Raw genomic sequence first — 12,383 nt, forward strand, 5'->3', positions numbered from 1 at the left:
GGGACGGCCCCGGGCCACACCGATCCGGGGCCGTGCCGGGGACACGGCCGGCCTCCGGGCACGCTGGACCCGGAGGCACTCGTGGCAGACAAAGACGACCTGGGCAGGCGCGGCGAAGAGTGCGCGGCCGGGTTCCTGGCCGCGGCCGGCTACCGGGTCATCGCCCGCAACTGGCGGTGCGACCAGGGCGAGATCGACCTCATCGTCGAGCAGGGCGGCGAAGTCGCCTTCGTCGAGGTGAAGACGCGGTCGGGTACGGGCTTCGGGCATCCGTTCGAGGCGATCACGGTGCACAAACTCGCCCGCCTGCGCCGGCTCGCCGCGGCCTGGTGCGACCAGTCGGAGCCCCGGCCCGCGCGCATCCGGATCGACGCGGTCGCGGTCATCCTCCGGCCGGGGGCCGACCCGGTGATCGAGCACCTGGTGGGGGTGTTCTGATGGCGCTCGCGCGAACGCACGCCGTGGCGCTGCTCGGCCTCACCGGGGCGCTGGTCGAGGTGGAGGCCGACATCTCGGGCCAGCTGCCCGGCATCGTGCTGATCGGCCTGCCGGATGCCGCCCTGTCGGAGGCGACCGAACGGGTGCGGGCCGCCGCGAAGAACTCGGGGTGCCCGCTCACCCGCAACAAGCTGACCATCAACCTGTCACCGGCGGCCCTGCCCAAGCACGGATCCGGCTTCGACCTGGCGATCGCGCTGGCCTGCCTCGCCGCCGACGAGGCCGTCTCCGCGCAGTCGGTGGGTGCGGTGGTGCACATCGGCGAACTGGCCCTGGACGGGCGCCTGCGCCCGACGTCCGGAATGCTCCCTGCGGTGATCGCCGCATCCAGGCTCGGCCACAGCACCGTCATGGTCCCGGCCGGCAATGCCGCGGAGGCTGCCCTCGTGCCGGGGATGCGGGTCATCGGCGTCGCCTCCCTCCGGGACGCCGCCATCTGGCATGGTTCCCGGCTCGAACCTGTCCAGGTCGACGTGATCGCGGCGCCCGGCGAGGGCAGCGTCGAGCCTGTCGAACCGGAGCTGGCCGACGTGATCGGCAATGAGGACGCGGTCCTGGCGCTGCAGATCGCGGCGGCCGGCGGCCACCATCTGTTCATGGTCGGTCCGCCGGGGGCGGGCAAGACCATGCTGGCGGCCCGGCTGCCCGGCCTCCTGCCCGACCTCGACCCGGAGGCGTCCCTCGAGGTCAGCTCGATGCGTTCTCTCAGCGGCCGCGGGGTCGGCCCCGCCCTGGCGACCCGGCCACCGCTCGAGGCGCCGCACCACACCGCCACCGCGGCGGCGATGGTGGGTGGGGGCAGTGGCCGGATCCGCCCCGGCGCGGCGGCCCGCGCCTCCCATGGCGTCCTGTTCCTCGACGAGGCGCAACACATCAAAATTTGACATATACATCGAGTGGTGTAATATTGCTTGTAACGGCAATATCAGTGATGTTCCGCAGTTTGTTGAGTGGCAGTGATTGAGCGTTCTAGCTCTCCTCCGCAAGTCAGGCAGCATCTAGCGTCGACCAGCGGTCACGTGCCATCCTATTTTTTCACTGACCGTAAGGAGCTGCCATGGACATTCAGTTCCGTGACATTCGAGGAGCCGATCGAGGCTTCAACGTCGGGAGCGACATCCTCTCGACAACGGCTGACGGCGTTTCGCTTCAGTCGATCTGGGACGAATTCCAGGCTGCCATGTCCGCGTGGAACGCGGGCCGCAGTGCATTCACCGCACTGTTCACTTTCAACACGACCGACTCCTCCGACCTTGTGCCGCTCGACGGTGGCCGCATAGACCTTGAGCTGGCATCGGAGTTCGGCGTGCCGGTCTCGAGTCGTGTTGCCCCTAACTACGGTCGCGTCGGTTACTACCTGGAGTGGTACGACACAGCGGGCCGGTTCACCTACAAGTTCCTTCGCGATGCCAGTGCCTCGCAGGTAACAGCCGTTCAGGTCGCCGCACAGGAGGCTGACAACCGCCTCATCTTTAAGTCGATCATGTCGGCAATCACGACGCCGACTGGTGGCTCGTTCGGTTCTCGTGCAGAGAATGAGTCAGGCCAAACGATTTACTCGCTCTATGCCGGTGCCGCTGACGACAAGCCGCCGATGGCACCTGATGGAACAACCTTCTCTGCCAATCACACGCACTTCCTTGTGTCAGGTGCAGCCTCCGTCGATTCAGGGGACCTAGATGAGCTGAGAGCGAAGTTGACCGAGCACGGTCGGGGTCTGAAATCTGCGGGCGAGCGAATCGTGATCCTTGTCAACAAGCAGGAGGGCGCAGTCATTCGCACCTTCCGTGCTGCGACTGGTTCCAGCTTCGACTTCATCGCGACGGCCGACGAGCCTGCGTACCTCACCGCCCTCACGCTGGTTGGTTCGCGCCCGCCGTCGACTTTCAACGGTCTAGACGTCCTCGGCTCCTACGGAGACTCGCTGATCGTCCAGGACTCGCTTGCGAAAGCGGGCTACATGATCGCCGTCGCAGTTGGTGGGGCCAACGTACTTGGCTTCCGTGAGCACCCGGTTGCTGTCAACCGTGGTTTTCGCCTCGTGCAGGACAAGAACATGCGCTACCCACTGATCGACTCCGTATACATGCGCGGCTTCGGTCTCGGCGTCCGCAACCGCGAAGCTGCGGCCGTCACCCAAATCAAGGCCAGCGGAACCTACACGGCACCGATCTGGTAACAAGCCGGGCGCTGAAGGGTTTTTTCACCCCTTTCACCTTTCAGCGCCCAACAGCGGGGGCGTCGTCGCCTGGCCCTGGCGGCGACGCCTCTTCAACCTTCACCGAGGGCCGATTGGAAGGGCCACACCATGCATGACAGCACCGACACTTTGGCAAACGCGATGACAGACCAACTTGAGGCCGAGATCGCCGAAGCGCGGCGACTCGCTCCGCACAACCGCTTTATGCGAGCGCATCCGGTCATCGGGCCGATGATCATTGACGCGGTGACGCACCTCGACGGTGGGCGAGTGGCCAATGGCGACAACCCTGTGCCGATCATCCGGGCACGGGATGCCCTCAGCGCACATACGAGTGAACTGACCCGCACAGGCACCGTCCCCATCGCATCCAGAGCGTGCGTCCGATACTGCGATGTCTGCAACAACGCTCAGGCGATTCTGGTGCCGTTCTGGGTTGCCTTCGGACAGTACATTGTGCAAATCGAGCTGTGCGGCGAATGCGCGGACTCCCACATCTGCGATTACGGTGCGTCCCCACAGGCCGCGTCGGAGTGAAATCATGGCGGCGAAGCGACAATGCAAAGGCACAGTCGGCGGGGCAAAGAATCCCAACAAGGGAAAGCCATGCCGCAAGTGGGCGATTTCGGGCAGCGACTTCTGTGCCGTGCACGGAGGGTCAATCAAGATTGCTACTGCGACGGCGGCTGATCTTCAGAACCGCTGCAAGGCTCACTCGTCTCGTACCGGCGAGCAGTGCAAGAAGTCGGCCATTCGCGGCGGCACAGTTTGCAAGACGCATGGCGGCTCGTCTGGGCATGTCGCAAACAAGGCGCGCCAGCGGCTGTTAGAACTTGCAGAGCCTGCTGTCGTGCAGCTGAATAGCATTCTGACTGCGCAGGGCACTTCGGACAGCGACCGACTGCGTGCCATCCAGATGGTGCTCGACCGCACAGGCTCAGGCCCAGGGGTGAACGTGGAAGTCGAAGTGAAGCCGTGGGAGGTCACCATGCAGCACGTCTTCTCCCAAGGCGTACAGATCAACCGTGCCGTGCCCGAGGCGCTTCTCGCGCAGATGGGTGAACTTCCTGCCTACGCCACGACAGATGCTGCCTTCCTGAACGTCGAGGATGCTGAGGTTATCGAAGACGAAAATAACATTCCTCGCATCATTCCGGGGAAGCTTCTTGGCGAGAGGGCACACGTTCGAGGCTCAGCAGAACCTCCCCGACGCAGGCAGAAAGATACACCGTGAACGAACCGCGCTCACCCGCTGGCCGACAGACAGGCGAATTCTCGCCAGAGCCGACCCCAAAGCCAGTGCCAAATCCCAAAGACCTTGTGCCGCCAAACGAATCCAGACGTGGCATGTCAGGCCACTGGCCGGATGTCAAAGAATGAGCGATGACGCCTCTAACCTCAGTACATGGCGGCATCGAACGATTGAGTCGCGGCACGTCGCCACTGCACCTGGCTGTCCGAACAGTCCACACGGAATGGCACGCTGCGAATGCCGAACGTTTCCGTTGCATCGAGACTGCATTCGTTTCCTCGAAGAACAACAGGGCGAAGACTCGTAGTGCGCTCGGAGCGATCCCAGGATGCCCGCTGAGGCTCTAGCTTCGCGAGGTCGATAAACACCATTCACTGCGCTTGTCAGCGCCTCAGATGTCAATTCCGTGAGTGGGTCGCATAAAGATCGTGCGGGTATTATTATCGAAATATATCGAGGCCCGTTGGCACCACATCCCGCTCGATCAGCGTTGCAAGGACCGCGTCCGGAGGGAAAGCGCACCGGAAGTCCGAAGCGAATGTGGACCCTGGCCGACTGATCCGCTGAAGCGCTCGCACTGTCGCAGACAAATCCGGCATTCACCTAGCCGGAAGTCCTCTGCGAGTGCGGATCGGTCACCATCGTGGCGCTCCCTCATCGGCGACAGCAGTTCGCCAAGTTCATTAACTTCCATGACCTCACTTACGCCGATGTAGCCAATGCTCTCGGTATGACCCGCAACGAGGTCTCGAATCTTGCCAAAGGCGCTCGTTACCCCAACCCTCGCGAGATCGACGGCATTGTCAAACTGTTTGGCGGCCTCCCAATCGAGGCCATGTTCGAGGCGGAGATGCTCAAGTACCGCGATGCCGAGTCGTGGCCTCCGAAGGGTGCCGGTTTTCGTCCTCCGAGGGCGTGGTGAGCGTGGGCGGCGTCACCGAGGACTGGGATATCGAGCCTGTGCCGGACGACATCGTGGACTGGTTCGCCGCCTTCTTGCGCGGAGCGGAGGCCGACGATGCCCGTTGACGCCGTTGACGCCGTTGTCACTCTTGACAACCTCGAGGCGTGGGTGGCAGCCGGGTGGTCGATCTTCCCATGTCACAGCATCCGAGACGGTGCGTGTTCCTGCGGTAAAAGTGACTGTGGCAGTCCTGGAAAGCACCCGCGGACATTCAACGGCGTGAAGGGCGCCAGCAAAGATATCGAGGTAGTCCTCGGATGGACGCGAAAGTTCCCTGCCTGCAACTGGGGCATGGCAACGGGCGAACCGTCCGGCGTCGTTGTGTTCGACATCGATGTGAAGAAAACCAATGGCTTCGAGTCCTTCGACGCGCTGCTTGTTGAGGCAGGCATCACAGCGCCGGAAAGCTTCACTGTTGCCACTGGTGGTGGAGGAAGGCACATATTCTTCAAGGCTCCAGATCGCCATATAAGAAACCGGGTGAACTTCCGCCCCGGGATCGATGTGCGCGGCGACGGAGGGTATGTCCTCTTGCCGGGATCAAACCACATCAGCGGAAGGACATACGTTCTCGAACAATCGACTGTTCTAGCCAATCTTCCGGACAAGCTTCTGTCGCTACTCGACTCGGGGACGAGCACATCAAATGCCAGCACTATTGCTGATTTGACGGTGGATCAGTTCATCGAAGGCGTCGAGGAAGGTGAGCGTGATGACAAACTGTTCAAGATGGCATGCAAGTTGCGTCGTCAAATGGGCGATCAGCGTGCCGCAATCACCTTGCTGGTGTTGACCGCTGCGGCCAACTCGAATCCGCCGTTTCTGGAGAAGGATGCCCTCAGGAAAATTGACCAGGCGTTCGCTCAGGATCACAGCGACTTGATCGACCTGGACAACATGCCGTTCGCGGCAATCAACGGTGAGTTGCCCGACTTCCTTGAAGATGCTGACCCGGCGTTTATCCGAGACGTGGCGAAAGGTGTTCGTGCTGCCGAGGTTCGCGATTCCGTGGCCCGAGTCCGCCGGGAAAAGCGCATAGCGAAGTATGGTGACGCCGCCGCCGTGGACGGCTTTGAGTTCATGTTCGGTGAGATTGCTGAGGATGTTCCAGTGTGGGGCGACGGCGACGACCTTCTATGGACCGAGGGCGGTGGTCTGATGATTCCGTCAGACCAGGGTCTTGGTAAGTCATTCACAGCCCAGCAGATCACCCTTGGTCGGCTCGGCCTTGGGCCTGGAAATCTACTGGGTCTCACGCTGCACCGCCTCGCCGAAGACAAGATCATCGTCTATCTGGCGCTGGACCGTCCGCGACAGATCGCGCGAAGTATGGCGCGGCTGTTCAAGACCGAGGCGGAACGGGCGATCGCCCGCCAGAGGCTGAGAATCTGGACGAAACCAGTCCCTGTGGATGTCCTCGGTGACACGCACGCCTTCGCGGACTGGCTGCAAGACACCTTTGGCTCGAACATCGGGGACGTCATTGTGGACAGCGTGAAGGACCTCACACCCGCCAATCTCTCGAACGGTGAGGTCGGTCAGGCGCTGGACATGGCGTGGAAGGAGTGCCGTGCCCGCGGCATGAGCACCTTGCTCCTCCACCACGAGCGCAAGACCGGAAACGATGACTCCCGGGCTAATCGCCTACCGTCGCTTGACAACATCTACGGATCGGTGTGGCTGACCTCCGGCATGGATTCAGTGCTGCACATCCAAGGCAAGCAAGGTGCCAATATCGTGACCTACACGCACCTCAAGCCGATCATTGAGCTGGTCGACCCAATCGACGCCATGCATGACCAGGACAAAGGCCGCACGCATGTGATCGAGCTGACCAAGAAGCAGGGCGGTCCATCAGCCGACAAGGTTGAACAAGTGTTCGCGTTCGTGGCGAACCGCAGTGCCGGGGGAGAGGTTGTGACGGCTGCGGATGTCGAAGCGGCTACAGGACACGCGCCGGCATCAGTGCGTAGGTACATCAATACGCTGCTTGTGAAGGAACGGATCGAGGAAGCGTCGCCCTACGTGAAGGCAACGGCGACACCCGCCACCTACCGTGCAAAGCCGTAGGGTTCGAGAATCATGACCCGAGAATCACGGTTGTTTCACCACTTCGAGAATCATTCGGAGGATGGCCGTGATTCTCGGGTTCGCTCCTGTCTCGGAATGGCCCTCGATGCGCGACGTATCAACCAATTTCGAGAATCACAACCCGAGAATCATTCGAGAATCATCGGCTGAATCTCGAGAATCATCGCTGCGATTTACTTGTAAATCGCGCGTGATGATTCTCGGGTTGATTCTCGCCCTGAGTGGAGGCGCGTAGCTAACCGATGGATGGTCAAAGCCATGGTCGGCTGATTCGGGTGCATTTCGACAATCTCGCCCATTTCTAAGCACCTCGCGCGATGTCCATTCCGCACCAGCGCCGCTTTGGCTTGCTGTAGGCCACACGATGCCTACCGAGGCGACGTTGGTGCGAGGTCGAGGAAATATATCACCCTGCCTGTCGGTGCCTCAGATGCGCCCACGTCGCATGAAGTAAAACCCCAGATCAAACCCTATGTACAACAAACCGAGGGGTTAGTTGACACGAGGTCCCAGGTTGATATTGTCAACTTTGTAATCGAACACATCTTCGAGACTCAAAGGATGAAAAGACAATGATCGTTCAAGACCTCATCGAGGCGCTTCAGGGCCTCAACCCCAGTGCCGAAGTACGCATCGCGTATCAGCCGAACTACCCACTGTGGTCACTTGCCCGAGGAGTTGCCGAAGGCGACGAAGACGGCACGGCTGTTCACGCCTCGCCCGAGTGCAGTGAGTGCGGCGAAGACTCCGAGCACCTTGCCGGCTGTCCTGCCGAAGGCGAGCCCATCTCCGAGGCGGTGCCGGAAGGCGAAGCCGGGTTCGTCTACCTCACAGCGAGCGACGCTCGCAACGGCTACGCTTCGCCGTCGCTGTGGGAGGCCGCGAATGTCTAACCTCGATGCCTACTGGCACGCATACGCCGACACGCTCGCTCGCATCCGTACCGAGAAGCCCGATACCTTTTCCGCGCTGAAAGGCATACTCGATGCCTTCGAGCCGCCAAGTAGCGGTGACGCCTTCTTTCCAGACGCTGCCGACGACACGCTTGCCGATGCCCTCGAAGCCGCAGGCTGGCGCATCGAATTCCGCGAGGCGTCCTATGTCTACTACGCAAAGCACTCCAAGACCGGTGCCCGTCTGTCCTACTACGAGGGCGATCTGTTCGAGGGCATCCGATGAGGGTGATCGGATATCTCCGAGTCAGCACCATCACTCAGGAGCATGGCCTCGACGCACAGCGGGCAAGCATCACCGCTGAGGCGAAGCGGCGAGGTTGGCAGGTGGAGTGGATCGAGGACGCTGGCAAGTCGGGCAAGGACATCGACCGTCCCGGCATCACGGCTGCGCTCGCCATGCTGAAAGCGCGTGAGGCCGATGCCCTGGTCGTCGCGAAGCTGGATCGGCTGTCGCGTTCGCTGGCCGACTTCGCTCGATTGCTGGAGTCCGCAGCGAAGCAAGGCTGGAGCGTAGTGGCGCTTGACCTCGGCATCGACACGACAACGCCGACAGGCAAGCTGGTGGCGAATGTCATGGCGGCCGTTGCTCAGTGGGAACGCGAGACTATCGGCCTTCGCACCAAGGAAGCGCTCGCAGCCGCGAAAGCCAAAGGCGTGCATGTCGGCCGGCCTCAAGGTCAAGACCCTGCCGTTGTTCGGCGCATTCGCCGCTGGCGCAAGGCCGGCATGACCTACCGCACGATCGCGGATCGCCTCAACGCTGATGCCGTGGTGCTGCCAGGCGGGGGAGCGAAGTGGCATCCGAACAGCGTTCGCACGATATGTGCACGGATGGCTCGAATTTGATAGAATAGGTGGACCGGACGGGAGTTGAACCCGCGGAGGACACTGTCTAAGGGAGTCCCGCATACCAATGCCCGGCCCGAGCTTGAGAAAAGTCCCTAGGTTGCCCTAGGGGCTTTTCTTTTGCTACCTCCAATGTAGCACAAAAATGTCGGCCATGTGTCGCAATGTTCCCATTGCAACACTTGACAATGTAGTCACATGGCATATGCTCTTACTTGGAGGTCAACATGAGTGAACTAAAACCCACTGCGGCTGGCAAGCGTTCGAGGGGTAGAAGTCCGGCATACCCGGCTATCGGACTCGAAAAGGCGGTCCAGCGCGTTCGCCTGTTGTGGCTCAAAGACAAGCAGTACTCCGTGCCGGTATCCACAGTCGCCCCAATATGGGGCTATGCCAGTCTGAATGGCCCCGCCGCGCTGACTGTTTCGGCCTTGGTTAAGTTCGGCCTCGTGGATTCGGAAGGGTCGAAAGACGATCGCACGATCGCCGTTACGGACCTCGCGGTGCAGATCCTCAATCACCCAAGTTCCGACGCGCGACGCGAGTACTTGAAGGAAGCTGCGCTTCTTCCACCTATCCACGTAGAAATGTGGGACTTGTATGGCGTGCACTTGCCGTCGGACGCCAACCTCTTGTGGAAACTGGTTCGCGAGCGCGGTTTCACTGACACTGGTGCTAAGGAGTTCATCCGCGAGTACAGGGAGACCATCGCGTTCGCTGAGCTCGGTGTCGATGATGCCTCCGAGGCCGACCTGGAAGAGCCGCTGGACGACGTCGTCGAGATGGTAGACGTCGCAGTCCCCGAGGCTTTGCTTTCCCCGACGCGGCCTGGGTTGGGCGTCATTGCCGGATTCACCACTCCGGTGACCCTGGTAGACCCGAACTCTGCCACGCCGCTGATCCAGAACTATCCCATTCCGATCGCTCTTCAAGGGAGACCTCCAGTCATAGTGAGCGGGGCATTCCCATTGTCCGATGCTGAGTGGGCGCAGTTCACGGCGGTACTGGAGGCCATGCGCCCGGTTCTGGTTCAGACCGCCGGGAACCGTTCTGCGTAGTAGCGGCAGGCGAGGAATAGTCTGGCACGGGCGTGGAGACCCGTTGGGCAAGCCTTGATCTACTACCGACTCGATGCTGAGCACCGTGGCTGGCAGGATCAGTTAGCAGACTTCTTGAGGTTGCAGTAGAGGTGCGCTAGGGCCGAGTTCTCGCGTGTGTGGTTGCCTCCGCGCGACAGCGGCACGATATGGTCTAGCGTGGCGCTCCACGAGTCAGGATAGAGTACCTCGCGATTGACTTCGGCCCCGCAGATTTGGCACATCCATTCGTCCCGTTCGTAGACCTCTAGTGGGTCGAATCGGTCGATCTTTGCTTCCGCGCGTGCTCTCCTCTCATGTCTAGAAGTGTTGCTAGACACTCGCTTGCGCCGGTCCATTTCAGTGCGGTAGCGCGGAGACTGCATCGGTTCGCGGTACTTCGGCGCATCGACCGGTACGGCTGCGTAGCATTCCCAGAAGAAATAGTCGATCGCATCTGGCTGCAGGTCAGTTATGCGTTCCCGACGCCACTCGCAGAGCACGCTTTGGACCATGAACTTGTGTCCTAAAAAGTCTTCATGGCGTTGACCGGCTGGACTATGCGCGCCAATGACCAGCGAAGAACACCAGCCCTCTTCGGTCGCGCCCGCGATGAATGCCTCGCCGGTCTCCACAAAGGAAACGATTATGCGAGAGGTGTAGTACTCGGAGGGCATTTCGGTCACTTGGAACATGGTCACAACGCCGTACCGCTCAACAATATCGCCGGGCATCGGGCCGTAACCTTCCCATTCAATTGGGAGAGGCTCGTCGGGTGCAGTCCGGAACACCCTCGGCCCGCTTGTTCGAGGGTTTGGTCGTGGACCGACCGTATCAAGCGCTGCCTCGATGCGGGCGGAGCTGATGGTTGCGCTTCCTCGCCCATAGCGCCGACGCAGGAGGCTATTGCAATGCGACGAACAGACATGTCGATCGCGCTGTGCCCAATGCGCCTGGGGTGAGACTGGATTGCTGCATACGACGCAGGGTTCGCCTCCCTTGGCGCGCCCGTCCGGATGTTTCAGTGCCTCGTCCATGATGCGAAAATGTGCATCCTGATCTGCCATCGCAATACCCCCTGACAGCACACTACTCACCGGGTCGGACGGTTTCCTTGCAGGACTCGCACCACCATGCCCCGACGACAGGTTCCATCGGTTCCAAGCACTTCGGGCAGTTGGGTGTGCTTAGGCCGTCGTCTTCCATTGTCCCATGCTATTCGCGATGTCGCCAAGCGGCATCGTTCACATAGTTAGAACGGTGTCTCGTCGGAATTCCATTGGCTCGGCGCAGGCGGCGGCGCAGGTTCCCAGCCGGGCACGAAGATCGTTTGAGCCCGATGAGTACCGTTCTCGTCGTACCAGCTGACCTCAAAAGGGGCACCACTCCAGCGTGCATGCTCATCGAACCTTGCCAGAAATTCACCGTATTCGTTGCCCGACAGATCCTCGAAGGTGGCAGCGTCCAGGATGGTGACCTCTGAGTAACCGTTTCTGTCGGTTTCGCCCTCAACCCTGACCTCTTTGGCAAAGCTGCGTGGGACATGGTTGGTCAGGAGGAAATTCTCCACACCCCTGTCAAAGTCGTTGTGAATGATAGTCCAGCGAGGATCAGGGAGGGGAATTACCGGGCCACCGGTCGCAATGGAGGACCCCGCCACACGGTTGATCACCACATTGGGACGGTTAGTCGCTTCCACGTACAACTTTTTCGCCTCTTCGAGGTCCTGTTTCTGCTGGTCGTATTGGTGAGCCGCCTCTAGGGCGACATTCGCCATATCTGTCCGTAGTACCCCAATCACGTGTAGGAGTCCTCGGTTGCTGACAGGCCTCCATGACCACAAACATTTGAAACTGCGACCGAGGCTTCCCCAGATAGTCCTCCGCCATGGCGTGACAATGAAGGTCATAACAAAGAGCACCAAGGCGACGCCAATGACCGTGCCGATCATGTAGACCCACGTGGGCCACTTGTTGTCAGCGGCCAATCCGTCTAGCGCCTTCGTAATCGGCCAGCCGAGGACAGCACCGATCACCGAGCCAATCAGTAACTCCACCGGCGTGCCCAGCCGGCCCTTGGTCGTAGTCTCTTCACTCACCCCTGAAGATTACCGAACGGTCTGGACAGAATGCGCTTGCATAGGCCCCGACGCGCTCGCTCAGGCATTGAGAGCACCGGTTCGATAGTTGATATCCCCGGTGCCCTCGATGCGTCTGCCGGTCTTCTACGAATCTGACCGCTTGAACTCGATTGGTCCCTCGAACGCGTCGTGGATCGCCTCGCGGACGAGATCGGCCATGTCAGTGGCAACGCACGCGATTTCGGACAAGTCCGAGACTCCGTCGTAGTACTCCTCGCCAGGCTTCGAGATCGAGCCTGTGAAGCTGCCGTCGTCGTTTCGCGTGACGCCGATGGTGAGGATGATTTCCTTGTTGGTGGACATGATGGTTCCTCCTGATGGAATGCACGACATAGCGTGCTGCTTCACCGGAGGCTCTGT

Annotated in this window: 13 protein-coding genes and 1 pseudogene; 11 read left to right on the forward strand and 3 right to left on the reverse strand. The window is 60.8% G+C overall.

Annotated elements, in window-relative coordinates:
• Positions 1-81: 81 nt before the first annotated feature.
• The 11 genes and pseudogenes from E3O32_RS03275 to E3O32_RS03325 all read left to right on the forward strand — a co-directional run bounded on the left by E3O32_RS03275 (position 82) and on the right by E3O32_RS03325 (position 9,865).
• On the forward strand, positions 82-438 hold the full coding sequence (locus E3O32_RS03275) for a YraN family protein (protein WP_134506986.1): 357 nt from the start codon (positions 82-84) through the stop codon (positions 436-438).
• Positions 438-1,364: pseudogene (locus tag E3O32_RS03280) on the forward strand (ATP-binding protein); the annotation flags it as partial. The gene E3O32_RS03275 and the pseudogene E3O32_RS03280, both read left to right, overlap by 1 nt.
• A 191-nt stretch (positions 1,365-1,555) precedes the next feature.
• Positions 1,556-2,677, forward strand: coding sequence for a hypothetical protein (locus tag E3O32_RS03285; protein ID WP_134506990.1), 1,122 nt, complete (start codon positions 1,556-1,558; stop codon positions 2,675-2,677).
• A 129-nt stretch (positions 2,678-2,806) separates the two neighbouring features.
• Positions 2,807-3,235 carry a hypothetical protein gene (locus E3O32_RS03290; RefSeq protein WP_134506992.1) on the forward strand — a complete coding sequence of 143 codons (429 nt, stop codon included), beginning with the start codon at positions 2,807-2,809 and terminating at the stop codon, positions 3,233-3,235.
• A gap of 4 nt (positions 3,236-3,239) precedes the next feature.
• The gene (locus E3O32_RS03295) at positions 3,240-3,932 is read left to right on the forward strand and encodes a hypothetical protein (RefSeq protein ID WP_134506994.1); all 693 of its coding nucleotides are present in this window, start codon (positions 3,240-3,242) and stop codon (positions 3,930-3,932) included.
• Between the two features lie 748 nt (positions 3,933-4,680).
• Positions 4,681-4,872: a hypothetical protein gene (locus E3O32_RS03300; RefSeq protein WP_134506996.1), complete on the forward strand. Its 192-nt coding sequence runs from the start codon at positions 4,681-4,683 to the stop codon at positions 4,870-4,872.
• A 96-nt stretch (positions 4,873-4,968) separates the two neighbouring features.
• Complete coding sequence (locus tag E3O32_RS03305) at positions 4,969-6,984, forward strand: bifunctional DNA primase/polymerase (protein ID WP_134506998.1); 2,016 nt, start codon at positions 4,969-4,971, stop codon at positions 6,982-6,984.
• Between the two features lie 593 nt (positions 6,985-7,577).
• Positions 7,578-7,898 carry a hypothetical protein gene (locus tag E3O32_RS03310; RefSeq protein WP_134507000.1) on the forward strand — a complete coding sequence of 107 codons (321 nt, stop codon included), beginning with the start codon at positions 7,578-7,580 and terminating at the stop codon, positions 7,896-7,898.
• Complete coding sequence (locus tag E3O32_RS03315) at positions 7,891-8,184, forward strand: hypothetical protein (RefSeq protein ID WP_134507002.1); 294 nt, start codon at positions 7,891-7,893, stop codon at positions 8,182-8,184. The genes E3O32_RS03310 and E3O32_RS03315 overlap by 8 nt, the downstream gene beginning before the upstream one ends.
• Positions 8,181-8,807: a recombinase family protein gene (locus tag E3O32_RS03320; RefSeq protein WP_134507004.1), complete on the forward strand. Its 627-nt coding sequence runs from the start codon at positions 8,181-8,183 to the stop codon at positions 8,805-8,807. Before E3O32_RS03315 ends, E3O32_RS03320 begins: the two co-directional genes overlap by 4 nt.
• 227 nt (positions 8,808-9,034) lie before the next feature.
• Positions 9,035-9,865, forward strand: a complete 831-nt coding sequence (locus tag E3O32_RS03325) for a hypothetical protein (RefSeq protein WP_134507006.1) — start codon at positions 9,035-9,037, stop codon at positions 9,863-9,865.
• A 98-nt stretch (positions 9,866-9,963) separates the two neighbouring features.
• Here the strand turns inward: E3O32_RS03325 and E3O32_RS03330 are convergent, their stop codons facing one another.
• The 3 genes from E3O32_RS03330 to E3O32_RS03340 all read right to left on the reverse strand — a co-directional run bounded on the left by E3O32_RS03330 (position 9,964) and on the right by E3O32_RS03340 (position 12,326).
• Positions 9,964-10,617: an HNH endonuclease gene (locus tag E3O32_RS03330; protein ID WP_166790755.1), complete on the reverse strand. Its 654-nt coding sequence runs from the start codon at positions 10,615-10,617 to the stop codon at positions 9,964-9,966.
• A 518-nt stretch (positions 10,618-11,135) separates the two neighbouring features.
• Positions 11,136-11,981, reverse strand: coding sequence for a hypothetical protein (locus E3O32_RS03335; protein ID WP_134507010.1), 846 nt, complete (start codon positions 11,979-11,981; stop codon positions 11,136-11,138).
• A gap of 126 nt (positions 11,982-12,107) precedes the next feature.
• Entirely contained in the window at positions 12,108-12,326 is a 219-nt protein-coding gene (locus tag E3O32_RS03340; RefSeq protein ID WP_134507012.1) for a hypothetical protein, read from the reverse strand.
• Positions 12,327-12,383 lie beyond the last annotated feature (57 nt).

It is taken from the genome of Cryobacterium mannosilyticum (genome assembly GCF_004402705.1).
In the GTDB taxonomy this organism is placed as follows: domain Bacteria; phylum Actinomycetota; class Actinomycetes; order Actinomycetales; family Microbacteriaceae; genus Cryobacterium; species Cryobacterium mannosilyticum.